Source organism: Nitrospirota bacterium (assembly GCA_015233895.1).
GTDB lineage: Bacteria > Nitrospirota > Thermodesulfovibrionia > Thermodesulfovibrionales > Magnetobacteriaceae > Magnetomonas.
This window is the reverse complement of the sequence record JADFXG010000024.1, coordinates 13,404-29,370: the sequence shown is the minus strand read 5'-3', so window position 1 is coordinate 29,370 and position 15,967 is coordinate 13,404. Positions and strand designations below refer to the sequence as shown.

At 40.5% G+C, this 15,967-nt stretch carries 17 protein-coding genes and 1 tRNA gene; 7 read left to right on the top strand and 11 right to left on the bottom strand.

Annotation, left to right across the window (positions count from 1 at the left end):
* Positions 1-8: 8 nt before the first annotated feature.
* The 8 genes from neuC to HQK88_13195 form a co-directional block, all read right to left on the bottom strand.
* The gene (neuC, locus tag HQK88_13230; GenBank protein MBF0617764.1) at positions 9-1,196 is read right to left on the bottom strand and encodes a UDP-N-acetylglucosamine 2-epimerase (hydrolyzing); all 1,188 of its coding nucleotides are present in this window, start codon (positions 1,194-1,196) and stop codon (positions 9-11) included.
* Between the two features lie 2 nt (positions 1,197-1,198).
* On the bottom strand, positions 1,199-2,164 hold the full coding sequence (locus tag HQK88_13225) for an N-acetylneuraminate synthase family protein (GenBank protein MBF0617763.1): 966 nt from the start codon (positions 2,162-2,164) through the stop codon (positions 1,199-1,201).
* 34 nt (positions 2,165-2,198) lie between these two features.
* Entirely contained in the window at positions 2,199-2,468 is a 270-nt protein-coding gene (locus HQK88_13220) for a cupin domain-containing protein (protein MBF0617762.1), read from the bottom strand.
* A gap of 14 nt (positions 2,469-2,482) precedes the next feature.
* Positions 2,483-2,920: a YjbQ family protein gene (locus tag HQK88_13215; GenBank protein ID MBF0617761.1), complete on the bottom strand. Its 438-nt coding sequence runs from the start codon at positions 2,918-2,920 to the stop codon at positions 2,483-2,485.
* A gap of 3 nt (positions 2,921-2,923) precedes the next feature.
* Positions 2,924-4,129, bottom strand: a complete 1,206-nt coding sequence (gene glgC, locus HQK88_13210) for a glucose-1-phosphate adenylyltransferase (protein ID MBF0617760.1) — start codon at positions 4,127-4,129, stop codon at positions 2,924-2,926.
* Positions 4,130-5,402: 1,273 nt separating this feature from the next.
* Positions 5,403-6,758 carry a hypothetical protein gene (locus HQK88_13205; GenBank protein ID MBF0617759.1) on the bottom strand — a complete coding sequence of 452 codons (1,356 nt, stop codon included), beginning with the start codon at positions 6,756-6,758 and terminating at the stop codon, positions 5,403-5,405.
* A gap of 71 nt (positions 6,759-6,829) precedes the next feature.
* Positions 6,830-7,369 (bottom strand): ATP-binding protein, encoded by a 540-nt coding sequence (locus HQK88_13200; protein MBF0617758.1) that lies wholly within the window; start codon positions 7,367-7,369, stop codon positions 6,830-6,832.
* Positions 7,370-7,680: 311 nt separating this feature from the next.
* Positions 7,681-8,001 (bottom strand): nucleotidyltransferase domain-containing protein, encoded by a 321-nt coding sequence (locus tag HQK88_13195; GenBank protein ID MBF0617757.1) that lies wholly within the window; start codon positions 7,999-8,001, stop codon positions 7,681-7,683.
* 188 nt (positions 8,002-8,189) lie between these two features.
* On the opposite strand from HQK88_13195, the gene HQK88_13190 reads away from it, so the two are divergent.
* From HQK88_13190 to HQK88_13160, 7 genes are all read left to right on the top strand, one after another.
* A complete protein-coding gene (locus HQK88_13190) occupies positions 8,190-9,617 on the top strand; it encodes a hypothetical protein (GenBank protein MBF0617756.1) in 1,428 nt (475 codons plus the stop codon).
* Positions 9,610-10,488, top strand: coding sequence for a hypothetical protein (locus HQK88_13185; GenBank protein MBF0617755.1), 879 nt, complete (start codon positions 9,610-9,612; stop codon positions 10,486-10,488). The genes HQK88_13190 and HQK88_13185 overlap by 8 nt, the downstream gene beginning before the upstream one ends.
* Positions 10,489-10,628: 140 nt before the next feature.
* Positions 10,629-11,570, top strand: a complete 942-nt coding sequence (locus tag HQK88_13180) for a peptidylprolyl isomerase (protein ID MBF0617754.1) — start codon at positions 10,629-10,631, stop codon at positions 11,568-11,570.
* A gap of 58 nt (positions 11,571-11,628) precedes the next feature.
* Positions 11,629-11,901 carry an integration host factor subunit alpha gene (locus HQK88_13175; protein ID MBF0617753.1) on the top strand — a complete coding sequence of 91 codons (273 nt, stop codon included), beginning with the start codon at positions 11,629-11,631 and terminating at the stop codon, positions 11,899-11,901.
* Positions 11,902-11,905: 4 nt separating this feature from the next.
* A complete protein-coding gene (locus tag HQK88_13170) occupies positions 11,906-12,340 on the top strand; it encodes a MerR family transcriptional regulator (protein ID MBF0617752.1) in 435 nt (144 codons plus the stop codon).
* A tRNA-Pro gene (locus HQK88_13165) sits at positions 12,317-12,394 on the top strand. Before HQK88_13170 ends, HQK88_13165 begins: the two co-directional genes overlap by 24 nt.
* Before the next feature lie 54 nt (positions 12,395-12,448).
* Positions 12,449-12,823, top strand: coding sequence for a hypothetical protein (locus HQK88_13160; protein ID MBF0617751.1), 375 nt, complete (start codon positions 12,449-12,451; stop codon positions 12,821-12,823).
* Positions 12,824-12,847: 24 nt separating this feature from the next.
* On the opposite strand, the gene HQK88_13155 is transcribed toward HQK88_13160, so the two are convergent.
* From HQK88_13155 to mqnE, 3 genes are read right to left on the bottom strand one after another with little or no spacing between them, the layout of a single operon-like run.
* On the bottom strand, positions 12,848-13,795 hold the full coding sequence (locus HQK88_13155; protein ID MBF0617750.1) for an FAD-dependent oxidoreductase: 948 nt from the start codon (positions 13,793-13,795) through the stop codon (positions 12,848-12,850).
* A gap of 13 nt (positions 13,796-13,808) precedes the next feature.
* Positions 13,809-14,843, bottom strand: coding sequence for a dehypoxanthine futalosine cyclase (mqnC, locus tag HQK88_13150; protein ID MBF0617749.1), 1,035 nt, complete (start codon positions 14,841-14,843; stop codon positions 13,809-13,811).
* On the bottom strand, positions 14,840-15,901 hold the full coding sequence (mqnE, locus tag HQK88_13145) for an aminofutalosine synthase MqnE (protein MBF0617748.1): 1,062 nt from the start codon (positions 15,899-15,901) through the stop codon (positions 14,840-14,842). Before mqnE ends, mqnC begins: the two co-directional genes overlap by 4 nt.
* Between the last annotated feature and the right edge of the window lie 66 nt (positions 15,902-15,967).

Genomic DNA, 15,967 nt, shown 5'->3' with positions numbered 1-15,967 from the left:
GCAGCCTTTCAGTACATTATTTTTTTCTGTACAGGAATGTTTGTTAAATCAGTTTCCGATAACACTTTTGCTATTTCAGTCCCTGCATTTCCATCGCCATACAGATTGTCGGCAGGGTATTTGCCGTTACTTAACTGTGCCTTAACTGCCTCAAAAATCTCCCCTGCATTATAGTCAACATCAATAATATTTAAACCTCTGCATCTGCCTGACTGCCTTGAACCTATATTTACCGCAGGAACTCCCACAATTGCGCCCTCCCGTATAGCACTGCTTGAATTTCCCAACATGCAAGCGCATGAATCCATAAGTCTTATAAAAATGTCCATAGGAAGATTCTTAAATAGATGCAGCCAATCGTCAGTTTTATGTTTTTCCCGGAATGTTCTGATTTCTTTTGAGATTTCATCAGAGCCAGCGTCAGCGTTTGGCCAAAGCATTATTACAGGCATCTTAAGTTTCTGTAAAGCCGATAATGTTTCAGACATATGTCTTCTGTTTGCTTCAAACTCAGTCGTTACCGGATGCTGCATGACAAGGAGGAATTTCTCGCGTTTGAGTGAAAAGAATCCTCCCACACCCTTATATTTTTCCCAGAAAGACTCCTCCTCAATACCCTCTCCGGCTCTGTTAGCGTCAATAATTTCCTTAACAACGTCTATACGCGGACAGCCGGTGACAAATATATGAGCAGGGTTCTCTCCCATTTTTCTTATTCTTTCTGCGGCTTTTTCATTAGCCGGAAAATGTATGTGGGCAAACTTTGTAACCGCATGCCGTATGGATTCATCTATTGTGCCTGAGACCTCACCACCCATTGTGTGCGCCAGATGAATGTTCAAATAGGCGGCAGATATGGCGGTTGACATGGTTTCAAATCGATCCCCAACGGTTACGACTACATCGGGTCGGTTATTTTGAAATATGCCGGAGAGTTTTATTATGCCAAGGCCGGTTGACATTGCCATAGTCTCAGGGGTCTCGCCCTCAATCAACATATAAAACCTGTCGTTAACGCTAAGACCGTCAGCCTCAAGAATTGGCTCTATTTTTCCGTACTTATCTAAAAGCGCCGAAGCGCCAAGGTAAATCTGAAGCTCAACCTGATTTTTGTTTTTCAACTCCCTCAGCACAGACTTTATGCTGGCATAGTTTGCTCTTGAACCCAATACTACGGCTATTTTTCGTTTTGCCATATTTAGTTAAAATCCTCAAGTGCGAATTTGTGATTCTTTTTTACCGCTCTGATTAATTTTCTGCCTGCAACTGATTCGTACTGTGCCGCAGGGATTCCATCACCTGGCTTTTTAAATGCCATATTTTCTAAAGATAGCACACTGCCCTCTGGCATATCACAAGCGGCTACAATGCTCTTTTCAAAAATTATTTTCATTTTACCAAGCCCTCTGGCTCTTTCATCTTTATCCACCCTTGTGTTAAGCATAATCTCTATTGCCCGTATGCCCTCAACAAGAGATCTCATCTGTGCTGGTTCAAGGGAAAACCTGGCATCAGGCCCGTACATCTCTTTACTTAGTGTAAAATGCCTCTCTATCACAGTGGCTCCCATAGCCACCGCTGCCAGTGAAGCGTATATGGTTTGTGTGTGGTCAGAAAGTCCCGCAGGATGGCCGTAACGTTTTGTAATCTCTGTGATTAAATTTAGACCAACCTCATCATAACCGCATGGATACGACGAGGTGCACTGAAGGACAGTCAGGTTATTGTTAAATTTTATGATAGCATTAACCGCCCTGTCTAACTCCTCCCAACAGCTCATTCCGGATGAAAGAAGTATTCTCTTACCGGTTTTTGCCGCTTTTTCAAGAAGTGGAGTGTTAGAAACCTCACCGGAGGGGATTTTATATTGTTCAACTCCGATCTCTTCAAGTAAATCAATAGCTTCAAGGGAAAACGGAGACGAGATAAAGACAAGTCCTATGGATTTAGCATGTGTTTTAAGTGCTTTCCACTCATCCATGGTAAAAGATGTTCTTTCAAAAAAGTCTTTTCTTGATTCGGACTTAAAATACTCCGGGGCTGGAGCATCGGGGAGGCTTTCGGCCTCAAAAATATGGGTTTGAAACTTAACTGCATCAACGCCGCAGCCGCTGGCACTGTCTATAATTGCCTTAGCCTGTCCAAATGACCCGTCATGGTTCATCCCTATTTCGGCTATTACAAATACTTTAAAGACACTACTTAAAATTATAGTGTTTCCTTACGGCTTCTTTAATGTCCCACGTGCAGGCAAGTCCTTTTGGAAAAGTAACGAAATCACCTTTTCCAAACTCAACTTTTTTCCCGTCTTTTGTTACAACCTCCACTTTTCCCTCTAAAATGTAGCACTCCTCCGTGCTGTCGTAAGACCAGTCAAATTTTGAAGCCTCCTTGCTCCATATCGGCCAGCTCTTAACACCAAGTTGTTTTAGCTCTTTCTCATCTGGTTTTACTACTGAAACATCCATTTCTTATTCCTCCTTTACGCATCCCCTTTAGGGGAATTGCCAATTATATTTACAACAATGCTTCTGTTTCTTGGTCTGTTGTCAAAGTCGGCAAGTACTATTTGCTGCCACGTGCCCAGATACATGGAGCCGTCCTCAAACGGGATGGTCAGAGAGGGACCGGTAAAAGCAGCCCGTATGTGGCTAAACCCATTGGCATCCCCCCATGTGGCATCATGAGAGTATGAGGACTTTGAGGGCGCTATTTTTTCATACAAATCCGTCATATCCTTAATTAACCCCGGCTCGTACTCAAAGGTGGTTATACCGGCAGTTGAGCCCACTACAAACACCGTGACAGTGCCCTGTCTGATGCCAGAGCGGGTTAATACATCTGCGACATGCTCGGTTATGTTTATTAAATCACAACGCCCTCTTGTGCTAAAGGTCAGGGTTTCGTTAATAACTGTCATGAGTTAAATTGATCCAGTCTTAGGCAAAATACCTATACCGCACTCATCTATGTGCATTTTAAATCTGTCCTTGTTTTTGTCAAATCCGAGTTTTTCACCCTCCCCTATTATGTTGCCCTTATCTATTATGACTTTGTTGAGTTTGCAGCCTTTTTTAAGATGTACATTTTCTAAAATTATGGAATCAGTTATCTCAACGCCATCTTCAATCGTCACACTGCTTCTTATGAAGGAGTGTTTAATAACTGCGCCTTTTATCGTAACCCCGTTTGAGATAAAGGAGTTTTCAATGTTACCGCTAATAATCTTAGCCGAGGGCACTAAAGAAAGCTCTGGGCGTATCGGCCATTTGGTATTTGATATATCAAATACAGGGTTTTCACCAAGCATATCCATGTGGGCCTCCCAGAAGGCTTTTATTGTCCCGACATCGCGCCAGTAGCCAATCTCCTCGCAGGGAGCGGTACCGGGAATTACGTTTTGTGAAAAATCGTATGAGTAGAGATTAACCTTATTAACCAGATGTGGCAAAATATGGCTCCCGAAATCGTTTTCGTTTCTTTTTTGAGCTTCTGCCAGAGATTCAATAAGTGTGTCGGTGTTAAAAATATAATTTCCCATTGAAATATACGCTTTTGTGGGGTCTCCGGGCATAGGTGACGGGTTTTTAGGCTTTTCCTCAAACCTCTCGATTTTACCATCCGGAGCGGTCTTGATAACACCAAAAGCTGAGGCCTCCTCAATAGGCACCGGACGTGATGCCACTGTTACTTTAGCGTTTGAGTTAATATGAAAGTCCAGCATCTGGCTTATATCCATCCTGTAGATGTGGTCGGCACCAAATATGACAACATGTGTTGGATTGTACTGCTGGATGAGGTTTACGTTTTGCAAAACGGCGTCTGCAGTACCCTGAAACCACTCAAGTCCTTTTCGCATCTGAGGGGGCACTATTGTAATAAACTGGTCTTTTGAGACAGAGGTTTGACTCCAGTTTTCCTGCACATGTTTAATCAAAGACTGAGACTTATATTGCACCAAAAGGTATGTAGAGTAAATACCGGAATTTATCATGTTACTCAGTACGAAATCCACGATTCTGTATCTTCCGCCAAAAGGCACCGATGGCTTCGATCTAATGGCCGTAAGCGGAAACAACCGTCTCCCCTCCCCGCCTGCTAAAACAACTGCTAACAACCTCTGATGCATGCTGCCTCCTATATGTTGATTTTTCAAGTTAAATCTATCTGTTTTCAACTTCTCACATGCTTCTTTCTCATACATAAACCTGACGCACACCAATACGTCAGCGGAACCACAGTAATTATAACATATAGAGTTAAGACAAGGGAAAGAGGGATTTTTAAAAATTAACGAAAAAACTTGATAATGAAGTCAATTCATGAGAGCATAGAAAAAACCGGGTATTTGCAATAAACGCACAACGTTAAATCAGTTGCAACAGCAAATCGAATGAATAAGAAAAAGTCCGTAGTCGCCTTAGAAAGAGTAGCTTTCAGTTAAATAAATGTCAACTTTTCACCTGAAAATACTTTGTCATTACTAACTCCGGCGGAATAAAAGTTTTTTGTAGGGGCAGGCCCCTGTGCCTGCCCAGTTATTATTTCTGGCATTATTGGGCGTACACAGGGGTACGCCCCTACAGTGATAATTTTCATTTTCCTTTGTAACCAAAACTCATTAATGTTTTTTTAAAAAATTGCTTCAGTTATTTGCGCCAGTTCAGGTGATCAGCAAATCCAGGCGTAACGGAGCAAATTTAATTTGTTCGGGCATGGTGCCCGATTCCTTATTGTTTTTTTAACAGAGCCCGCTTCAAGGCCGGTAAAGGTGTTTGCGCTTATCCATCGTTTTGTCCAGTGTTTAGTTGTCTGAGCACCTCGCAAACCTGCGTCAATTCTGATACGGCATTTCGGACAATAGACAAAATGGTATATTTTGTCTATTGAGAGAGGGGACAGCATTATAGAGAGTATATGTCGTAACTAAAAAATAGCCTGTTTCCTTATCCTTCTAAGTCAAGATATGAAACCAGCCTTGTGTGACGTAGTTCGACAGATGTATCTAATAAACCGGTAGCTGTCTCTACTTTCCTGTCCCTACATTTCTTTACTTTCACCGCCTGAGTCATTTTTCTACACACCTTTTTATCATACATCGCTTTCTGAAAACAATTTGAGACCGTTGCAAAAATATTATAACACCAAAGTTGAGTTCAAAAATATAACAAAATGTTATAGAAAAAGGATGAGATTGCCACACCCCCTGCGGGGGTTCGCAATGACGGCGTGGGCTGTGCGTGGGTGTACCTATCCGTCATTACGAGGAGCGATAGCGACGTGGTAATCTCATCATTATTATATTTTAGGCTGCTACTCGGTATTAATTGGGAAATACTTTTCCCCCATTTTGGGAATTTTGCAACGGTCTCAAGTTGGTATATTAATCTAATATAAAGTCGTTAATCTGAATATTCACCATTATGGAATTGTTGGACTCCGTTTGGATCATTTATGTAGGCAATTAATTCTGAAAGGATAATTGCAGTGAAAGCTTTGTCTCTAGTTGAAAGAGTTTTTATTAGGTGAGTAGCGCCATGAAACTGCCGATGCTGTACATTATCGAAGTGTAATAAACTCGTGATTGAATACCTATGTTTCCATTTACTACCCATTGCCCAAGCAACTACAAGGTCAACATCTTTTTGTTCTTTTTCATTGCTATCGAAATCATCGATCAATCCATCAAATGAATATTTATACTCTATAATCTTTGGTTTTGATTCCAATTCATCTCTAATCGATGTCTTGTCGATGCCAAGAGGGTTTTTAGACTTGTCATAAATATGATGTTCAAAAGGGTTTGTAATAAACACCTTATAAATTCCATCGTATTGTTTATATTGACTCGTAGCCATTAGTTTAATTCCTCTTATTACACCACCTGCAAGCAACTGACTAAACAATACTATAACATCCTGCTCAACTAATGGTTCAGACGTCAACGATGGGTTCTTGGTTGGTAAAAACACATCTTCACGCTTAATAACAAGAGGATGTTTATTAGCATGTTCTTCTTGTTCTTTTATCCAGTCATAAATTTCTTTTTCTGCGCTAATACTCACTGCCGCACCTGTTGATTCTTTCAAATTGCTTCGCTTTATCTTTGCAAACAAGTTGATTATTTGAGCTGATATTTTTTGTGCTATTTGAACAAGCTCAGGTTGGAATCCCTTTCTGCCTAAATCAGGGACAGTATCGTCAAAATGTACAATTACTAAAGTTAAATCTTTTAAATAAGTATATCTTGCTAAGCTTATTTCTATCAATTCTCCCTGCGGCATGTTCTTTGTTGCTATTTGCAAACCACCCCTTAATATTTTATTTTTCTTACGCAAATTTAATCTTTCGTCATTGATTTTATCCCAAATATCAGTAGTATAACAAATAAATCCGTAGCAAGAGATTTTATGCTTTTTAATAGTTGCATAGTCTTCTTTTTCAAATGCCGATTCAAATAATGCTGTTGTTAAGTCATTATTGGTCCAATAATTATAAACTCCATTTAACTGCTTAAAGCTATCTGGCAAATCTGCTGAATCTTTTCCTTTATCCAAAAGCTCTTGTTTCTTTTTCTTAATATCATTATATGATTTACATGTTGATATAAGCTTATGTGGGTATGGATATTCGCATTTTTCTAGCGTTTCTTCGCTGATGTGTCCATTGCCGTCAATTACTTTTATATAACATAAAGGATGTGTATATTCTTCGTTAAAATAAACTCCACCTAATGGTGTTTTTATTCGTAAAACCATTGACCATTGCGCCGCATCTTTTGCGTGTATGTATGCAAAATTCTTGGGTCTTATTTTCTGACCTGTCAGCTTTAAACAAAAGTTGAGCCTTGATCAATATCTCTAAAACATTCGTGTAAAGAATCGTTTACTTTTAGGACTTTCGGTCTAATAATAGTGCCGCTTGAATCCTCGACCCACTCTCTGGCACTCTGTAAGGTGCCCAGAAATGAAAAATCTGAAGTTTTAGTCCCAAATTGCAAATAATTAAATCCATATGCAATGTATGTAGCTCCAACACCCTTACTTCCGCGGTTATCACCTTTTTTATATGAAACATTTGGAGCTAAAAACCCTTTGAATTGGTCTTCTGTAAAGCCTATCCCATTATCTGTAACGCAAAGCAGATTTTCTTTCAAATCTATCATAATATAAATTGACGGCTTATAGTCACTACTTCTTGATAATCTCCTCATCTGATCTACAGCATCAAGTGCGTTTTGGATCAACTCACAAAACAAGTCATACCAACCGGTATATGAATCTAAAATGTTTTTTATTTGCCGCTTAAGCGTGGCAGCTAAACTTTCTGCAGCCAGTTCTGTGTCTAAAGGGTCCCAATTATTTTCCATCTTTTCACCCCAGTCAATAATATCATAAAACCATTAATAATCAGCTCATTGTCGGTATAACATATGATGCTTGAACAGTAACATTTCGATCACAAAATAAACAAGTTCGTTTGCTCCGGTGAGTCAACATGAGAATTAGCGCCCGGAAATCCCAATACGTATCCTAAGAATAACTCTGTAGGGCTAGACTAAATAAAGACAGCGACAATTTATGGCGATTAATATGTTTCTTGAAGATTATACAAAAAGGATTCATTCGTTTAAGATCATTTTCTGCCTTTTGGAACCAGCTTTTTACAATATCAAGCTTATCATTTTCGCTCATATATCACCCTTCCATGATGGGCGGCTGGGTAAACAACGGTGCCTATTATATCCTTGTACCGTTTAAACTCGTCAGGAGTCTTTACAATAATGTCCTTTGGCATGGATATATCACGCAGAAGTTTCCTTAAAGATACTGCCCTTTTATGTGGCATGGAAACTGTATCCATTATAACCATAATATCCAGATCACTATCTGTATTCGGCGCTCCATAAGCATAGGAGCCAAACAGGATTATCTTTTCAGGACTGCAAAAAGAGGCTATCCTTTTAACAATTTCATTAAGGGTCTCTTCACTAATAATCATAGTAACTTCTTTATAATAAGTAACAGGGGTCAAAAAATCAATGACATTGAAAAGTCTGATGGAGTTTCACTTGCAGCAGTGAAATCACCCCTCAACAGATGTTAAAGAAGCGTATTAAAGGAAAACGTAAAAAAGCACGATATTAAAGGTAATTTATGAAGAGCATTGAGAGCCGGAGGCCCCTAAGGGTGATAAGGATATTTTTTTTTGTGTTTTTTATTTTATTTCCGGCCCTCGTGCTTGTGATCTCTCCTCTTGATATGTCTGAGGCAAGTGATGTCTTTGTGCTGTTTGATACCACAGGGTTTGAACAACACATAAAGGATGCCGTATCAGGGGCAAAAATGTTTATCAATCTCCTGGATACCAACGACAGGGTTGGACTCGCTGCTTTGACCGACAATCTCTCCGTCTCCATTGCCCTCGGCAAGCTTAACAACGGCGCTCTTATGGCGTCTTTGGATAATTTGACGTCATCCGGCAGTTGCTCTAAAAATCTACACCTTGCTATAAGCGATACCATCAAGTATTTAAGTTCGATAAACCCGCCTTATAGTACCTTGACACTTGTAGTGATTTCCGGTAAATCATGTAAAGAAGAGGCTTTTAACACTGAAATTATTGACAATCTGATAGAAACTTTAAATAAAAAACAAATAAAGGTTTACGGCATCGGCATGGTCAGGAATAATCCTGCTGTTGAACTGGCAGCGGAAACCGGCGGGCTCTTCATACCGGTCGCCGAGAAAGAAAGCTATACATCAAACGCAGTGATTCTTTATGAGGCGCTCAGATCACCTGACTTAATCCCATTTCAAAGAGGTAAATTTATAGTTGACGAATCAATTTATGAGGTAACTATTGTCGGTGAAAAAATAACTAAAAACAGTAAATTATTTTTAGCTAATCCTGATGGTAAAAAATATTTAGACAATGAAAGCCCGGAATTCATTTCATGGCACTCGTATAATAAGTACGATATTATACGAATAACAAACCCTCAACCCGGCCCATGGACACTTCAATTCGTAACGGGTACGCAAAACAGGGCTTATGTTAACTCAAGCTTCAAGATAATGTCCTATTTTGATGCCCCTTATGTGCCTGTTAATGGTAAAATAGTTTTTGATGCGTGGCTTAAGATGGATAACTTATACGTTAAAGACCCGGATATCCTTAAAAGTATGGAATTTACCATGCTGAGCTCTAAAAAAGATGAAGCTGAAACAGAAACAGATTTACGCGTGGAAAAAAACGGAAATTTAAGAGGAGTTTTCCGTCCCTCTGAGGAGGGGCTCTACAGGATTATGCTAAACGCTTCAAGTAAAACGTTGACAAGAGGTAAGTCGTTTGTTGTGATGGCTGAAAAGGAATTGAACACCGCCTCTCGCACAATTAAAAGAAAGCAAAAAAAGGAGCTGACTTTTACTGAGGCCGTTGTGGTGTTTCTTTCAGTTAACCTTATTTTCTTAACTGCTGCATGGGGGTACCTAAGGAAAGATGACATCAAAGTTTATCTGAATCTGCTTTCACATACTTTCTCAAAAATATCAGATGTACAGGTTTTCATACAGCAGCTATTACACAGGAAAAGACAGGCGCACAAAAATGGTTAGAGTAAACTATATCTTTTTTTTATTCTTAATAGAGTTTTGTGTTTTGTTTTTTGGCCTTAGCATTCTTTTTTTTGTAAGGGGAAAACGCATCACGGTAAAGTTAAAAAGTGCCGGCGATGACCTTGGCGTGGCGGAATTCAGAAACACTCTCAATTCAGAGCTGGAGAGAATAACGGAAAACACAGATCAGTCTTCAGAAACTCTCGGTGAAGAGGATGTAAAACTTATAATAGAACACCACGTTAATCAGGCAAAGCAGGACTTTGTCAACGCTGCCCTTAGGTCATTAGACGAGGGGAAAGGGGATTATCAAAACCTGTGGTATAACCTCTACGGTTTGTATGAGAGTGTGCTTGAGGCAGTCTTTACAAAGCTTCAAGTCGTAAGCGGCGATGGCGCAATTCACCACGAGGAGACAGCTACTAACACACCACGGCTCTCTGAGGAACAACTACGAGCTATTTTAGCAAGCCAAAAAAGACAAATGATAGATATCCTTGGCTATAAAGAAGTATTTACAGAGCTGCTTAATGAATTTGAAAAAATAAAAGGATTCAACAATAAGATAATGGAGGCAATTGAGGAGCAGGCCGTCAATTCCGAGGAACTTCAGGTGGTGCTTATGGACTTCGAAAAAGTTAATAAATTCATAGACAAATGTCTTAAAGCGCTCGGTAAAAATATAGAAACTATAACCTCTAAGATAGATCTTTCAGAGCAAGAAAATGATTCCTCACAGATGGTATCCCAGATACTGAGAACTCAGGTAAGAGGGCAGGTTGACGACTCCAGAGGGGACATTTTTGCTAAAACCTCTTTGATGGACACCAGCAGCAAGGAGGAATTAGTTGAGGAACAAATGCAAATGTAGTATTTTGTATGTTTTATGTAATTATTTTTATTTTCAGTACATATTGATTTTAAAAGTCTTTTTATGTCAAAATTTGTTTGTATTAGCTGAGTAATATCACAAAGGAGGGAGATATTATTATAAGAAAGAGCTTAACGGCGGTGGTTTTAATCTGTGCGCTGGCTGTTGCCATAAACTCAGAGGCAGTGATGCTTGACCGCGTGGTTGCTGTGATAGATAAGGACGTTATAACGTGGAGTGAGCTGTACAGGATGATGGAATTTGAGATGTCCGACAAGTTGAAGGGGATGAAGCAGAGCGAAAAGCTTGCGTTTCTAAAGACAACAGAGAGGCAGGCGTTGGATAAGTTAATAGAGATGAAACTGATACTGTCTGAGGCGCAAAGGAGAGGGATTGCGCTCTCGCAAAAGGAGCTGGATGCCGCTATTGATGATATAAGGGTTAAGTATAAAGTAACGCCAGAGGAGTTTGCTGAACTGCTGAAAAAGGAAGGCTTCACTTTTGATGAGTATAAGAAGCGGTTTGCTGATCAAATTATCATACAGAAGTTAACGTCAGCCGAAATCTATGGAAAGGTAATGGTCTCGGATGAGGAGGTTAAAGCACGCATGAACAACATCAGCGCTGCTCCCGACTCTGGCTCAAACCCGGGGAAATACAGAATACGGTTGATTTTAATTTTAAAGAAAAATGATGCTCAGGAAGATAAAAAAATAGAAGACAAGATGGCAGAGATTTATACTGAGTTAACAAAAGGGGCTGATTTTGCAAAACTTGCAGCAAAGTACTCAGAGGGCCCAAATGTTTCAAACGGAGGTGACATTGGATTCGTCAACAAGGAGGATATGGAAAAAGATGTCGCAGACATAGTGGTAGGAATGAAAGCTGGTGAGTTTAGTAAGGTGGTTAACTCAAAGGACAGCTTTAAAATAGTGCAACTTATGGACAAACAATCGTCTGATGCACCGGATAAACATTCAGAAAGCGTCAAAAATGAGATCCAAGATGAAAAGGCAAAAGAACATTATAAGGATTTTATAAAATCCCTGAAAGACAAGAGAGTTATTAAAATATTACTATAGGCATACAGAGTTGACTTTTTGTTAATGCAGGGAGTTTTTGCAGCAACCGGAGGAACATATGACCAAAGTGGATTTGATAAACGCATTGTTTGATAATGTGGGGCTTCTCAGGAATGAATCTGAGGATATCGTTGAGACTATACTACAGACAATGAAACAGACTCTTGCCGGTGGTGAGTCAATAAAAATATCTGGTTTCGGAACATTCAATGTAAGAAAAAAGAGATCAAGGCGTGGCAGAAACCCAAAGACCGGTGAAGATATAGAGATAACACCGCGTGTGGTTGTAACATTTCATCCATGCAACAGTTTGAAAAATATTGTGGAGTAGTAAAATGTTAAAGGCAAACCAGCAAGTAAGGCCTGCTGCATCAAATGATGCAGAGCAATTAGGTGCCTTGCAGAAGTTATTTTATAAAATAGGCGAGGTCAGCAGCATAACCGGGCTAGAGCCGTATGTTTTAAGGTACTGGGAAACCGAGTTTGATTTCTTAAGGCCCCGTAAGGGTAAGTCTAAGCAACGGATGTACCAAAAGAAAGAAATCGAATTGTTGCTTGACATAAAACGGCTGTTATACGATGAACGATTTACTATTGAGGGAGTGAGAAAGAAGCTTTCCGGCAAATTTGCAGATGAGGAGGCGTTACAACCTGAGAAGATTGTAAGAGATAGAGAAGATGTCAGGGCAACGATAGAATCCATCAAGGGCCGGCTCAGGAGCCTGCTTAAGGAATTAAAAAAAGATCGGGGCGTAGCGCAGCCTGGATAGCGCACTCGCTTGGGGTGCGAGTGGTCGCCCGTTCAAATCGGGTCGCCCCGACCACTTAAGCCTTAATGGAGGCTGTGGTACTGTTAAACCCTGAATATTGGGGGTATTATGGATCTGGACAGGAAACCGGCAAAAAAAGAAAGGCGCAAGCGCCGTAATCCTATTAGCAAGTTTGTGTTTGTTGACTCTTTGGTGTGCTGGATTTTATTTGTAGTCACCCTTGTGTATATTGGTATAGCAATGCCACAACGCCCTACTATCTTTGATCCTAAGGGCTTATACAGCACAGCCCGCACATATTGGGATACTGATATGATTTCAAATGCGTTTGTTTCTATGAATGTTACCCTTGCCCTGTCTTTAATCGGACTTGCACTAAATGCTATCAGAATGAAAAGAAACTCTGACCGTATTAATTACTCGCTTTTGTTTATGGCGCTTCTTTCTCTGACAGGGATACTGATTGTTTACTTCAATTTCTGAAAAATCAGACTTCATACTGAAGATTTATCCCCAGACTAATTTTCTTTTCTTTCTGTGGTGCAGATATTTTTCAGCCGAAAGAGCAGCCAAACATCCGTTTGCAGCAGCAACAAGAACCTGCCTGACCTCAACACAAGTGACATCCCCAGCGGCAAAGACACCCTCAAGGTTAGTCTCCATCATTCTGTTTGTTATCACACACTTGTCATCACTTATATCAACGGCAAAATTCAAAAAATCAACTATAGGAGCGTTTCCATGCAGATACATAAACACGCCGTCCATTGGCAGAATCTCCTGTTTATTTGACGGCTTATCCATCAACACGATGCTTTCCACTACTTCACCGCCTCTTATTTCCTCTATCCTCTTGTTTACAAGCACCTTTATATTTTGTGCAATCAACTGAGGATTTTCAAGAAGTTTGCGATTTTCCGTCTGAGCAATAATAAACACCTTATCTGTAAAACGTCTGAGTAAAAGGGTTTCTTTTATAGCCTCATCAGACTCTCCCACTATGCACACAGTTTTATCTTTATAAAAGGCGGCATCACACACGGCGCAGTAGCTTACCCCTTTACCAAGATATTCCTTTTCTCCTTTAAGCGATGGTTTCCGTCCCATGGCTCCTGTGGCTACTATGACCGAGCGCCCCTTATAAACGCCCTCCATCGTAAACACCTCTTTTGTGGGATTATCAAGCATCGCTCCTATAACCTGGCTTTCCACGTACTCAGCGCCAAAAGATACGGCCTGCGTTCTGAAAATATCAAGGAGCTCAGCACCAGTTATAGGTGTAATAATACCTGGATAGTTTTCTATTTTATTTGTAAAAGCAAGTGCTCCTGCCGTTTTTGATTTATCCAGTACTACGGTTTTTAGAGCAAGCCGCGACGCGTATTGAGCAGCAGACAGACCTGCCGGGCCACCCCCTATTATTATACAATCGTATAAAAGCTCCTCTTCAGACATTTTTTAACACCTCTTAAAATCTTTTTATAACGTTATAGTAAGTATCTCTCTGAGCCGGGCTAAACCCTGCTGACTTAACAGCATTTATTATATCATTTTTTGTCACAGTATAGGTAACACCGGCGGCTCTAACCACATTTTCTTCTATCATAGTGGAGCCAAAATCATTAGCTCCAAACCTGAGCCCCGTCTGGGCTATTTTTAACCCTTGTGTTACCCACGACACCTGGATGTTTTTTAAGTTATCAAGATACAGCCGGCTTAGGGCAAGTACGCGCAGGTAGTCAACAGCGGTTGCAAGCTCTGACTTTTGGCCAAGCTCTGAGTCTCCGGGTTGAAATGTCCATGGGATAAATGCGGTAAAGCCTTTGCTTTCATCCTGAAGCGCTCTTATCGCATCAAGGTGGCTGACAATATCCTCACCACTTTCCACCGAGCCAAACATCATGGTGGCTGTGGTTTTCATGTTAAGATTATGAGCCTCACGCATTACACTAAGCCACGCCCCTGATTTTATCTTCTTAGGGCTGACAGCCTCACGTACCCTGTCTGACAGTATCTCTGCGCCTCCGCCAGGGATTGAGTCTAACCCTGCCGTTTTCAACTCCGTAAGAGTATCTTTAATGGAAAGCCCGCTCTTTTTTGCCATATCACATATCTCAGGAGGGGAGAATCCATGAATGTTGATTTTAAATCTTTCTTTAATTTTCTTCAGCATACTTGTGAAAAAAGAAAGGTCAAGGTCCGGGTGCAGTCCGCCCTGAAGGAGAATCTGTGTGCCCTCGCAGGCAATAGTCTCCTCAATTTTTTTAAATAATTCATCATCACTTATAATATATGCTGCCGGGTCGTCTAGTTTTTTGAAAAACAAACAAAAACTACACTCATTAACACAAACGTTAGTGTAGTTGATGTTTCTGTCAACAATAAAGGTAACAGTTTTATCAGGATGTAGTGAAGTCCTGACAGAGTCGGCAGCTTTACCAAGTTCAAGAGTTGAAGAGGTATTAAAAAGTTCCAGCGCTTCTTTCCTGGTGATTCTGGTCAAACAGTAACCTCTTCATAGAGGGCGGTTCTTTCAACTGGGATTTTGCCGGCTTTTTTTATTAAATTTTCTATCTCAGACACAGATAATTTCTCTGCAGAGACCGCCCCTGCGCTGTGGGCGATTTTTTCTTGAATCACAGTGCCGTCAATATCATTTGCGCCAAAGAGCAAGGCAACCTGCGTTAACTTTTCGCCAAGCATAATCCAGTAGGCTTTTATGTGGGGAAAGTTATCAAGAAACAGGCGGCTTATGGCAATTGTTTTAAGGTCATCAATGGCAGATGGAAAGCGAGTGCCGGAAATCCTGCCGTTTGGCTGATAAGAAAGTGGGATAAAGGCAAAAAAGCCGTTGGTTTTGTCCTGCAGGTCTCTAAGTTCTGACAGATGGTTGACTCTGTCTTCAAACGACTCTATATGTCCGTAGAGCATGGTGGCGTTGCTTTTTATTCCCAGTAAGTGGGCTTTCTCATGAATATGTAACCATTCCGAGGCTGAAATCTTCTCAGGGCACAGGGCATTTCTGACAGAGCTTGAAAAAATCTCTGCGCCTCCGCCAGGAAGCATATCAAGACCTGAATTTTTCAGGATTTTAAGGGTTTGCTCAACTCCCAAACCGTTTAGTCTTGACATATAGTCTATCTCCACAGCGGTGAATGCTTTTATATAAACGTGTGGAAAGTTCAGTTTTATTTGGCTTATAAGATTGACGTAGTAATCAAATGGCCATTTGGGGTGCAGGCCGCCTACAATGTGAAGCTCTTTAAAATACTCATCCGTGCGTTGAAGCATTTTGATAATGTCCGCAACTGTGTATTCAAAACCTCCCGTCTCTCCGGCTGAACGGCTGAAGGCACAGAATTTACACCGGTTTACGCACAAATTAGTTGGGTTAACATGGCGGTTTCTTGAGTAATAGACCTTGTCAAAATGAATCTGTTTTGACTTAAAATCAGCCAACTGTCCAATTGTAAAAATATCGTCACTGTTAAACAGTATCAGACAGTCTTCAGGGGTCAACCTCACACCGGTTGTGACTTTTTCTTGTATGCGACTAATCATACACTCTTTAAGTTTAATACATTAGGCACTGTTTATGCAAAATATAATTTTGATATAACTATAGTA

What these genes read in the sequence shown, in the direction of transcription:
- HQK88_13225 (MBF0617763.1), bottom strand. Translation starts at nt 2,164, where the DNA reads ATGAACCATGACGGGTCATTTGGACAGGCTAAGGCAATTATAGACAGT.
- neuC (MBF0617764.1), bottom strand. Translation starts at nt 1,196, where the DNA reads ATGGCAAAACGAAAAATAGCCGTAGTATTGGGTTCAAGAGCAAACTAT.
- HQK88_13160 (MBF0617751.1), top strand. Translation starts at nt 12,449, where the DNA reads ATGGATCTGGACAGGAAACCGGCAAAAAAAGAAAGGCGCAAGCGCCGT.
- HQK88_13215 (MBF0617761.1), bottom strand. Translation starts at nt 2,920, where the DNA reads ATGACAGTTATTAACGAAACCCTGACCTTTAGCACAAGAGGGCGTTGT.
- glgC (MBF0617760.1), bottom strand. Translation starts at nt 4,129, where the DNA reads ATGCATCAGAGGTTGTTAGCAGTTGTTTTAGCAGGCGGGGAGGGGAGA.
- mqnE (MBF0617748.1), bottom strand. Translation starts at nt 15,901, where the DNA reads ATGATTAGTCGCATACAAGAAAAAGTCACAACCGGTGTGAGGTTGACC.
- HQK88_13205 (MBF0617759.1), bottom strand. Translation starts at nt 6,758, where the DNA reads ATGGTTTTACGAATAAAAACACCATTAGGTGGAGTTTATTTTAACGAA.
- HQK88_13185 (MBF0617755.1), top strand. Translation starts at nt 9,610, where the DNA reads ATGGTTAGAGTAAACTATATCTTTTTTTTATTCTTAATAGAGTTTTGT.
- HQK88_13200 (MBF0617758.1), bottom strand. Translation starts at nt 7,369, where the DNA reads ATGGAAAATAATTGGGACCCTTTAGACACAGAACTGGCTGCAGAAAGT.
- HQK88_13175 (MBF0617753.1), top strand. Translation starts at nt 11,629, where the DNA reads ATGACCAAAGTGGATTTGATAAACGCATTGTTTGATAATGTGGGGCTT.
- HQK88_13195 (MBF0617757.1), bottom strand. Translation starts at nt 8,001, where the DNA reads ATGATTATTAGTGAAGAGACCCTTAATGAAATTGTTAAAAGGATAGCC.
- HQK88_13155 (MBF0617750.1), bottom strand. Translation starts at nt 13,795, where the DNA reads ATGTCTGAAGAGGAGCTTTTATACGATTGTATAATAATAGGGGGTGGC.
- HQK88_13220 (MBF0617762.1), bottom strand. Translation starts at nt 2,468, where the DNA reads ATGGATGTTTCAGTAGTAAAACCAGATGAGAAAGAGCTAAAACAACTT.
- HQK88_13170 (MBF0617752.1), top strand. Translation starts at nt 11,906, where the DNA reads ATGTTAAAGGCAAACCAGCAAGTAAGGCCTGCTGCATCAAATGATGCA.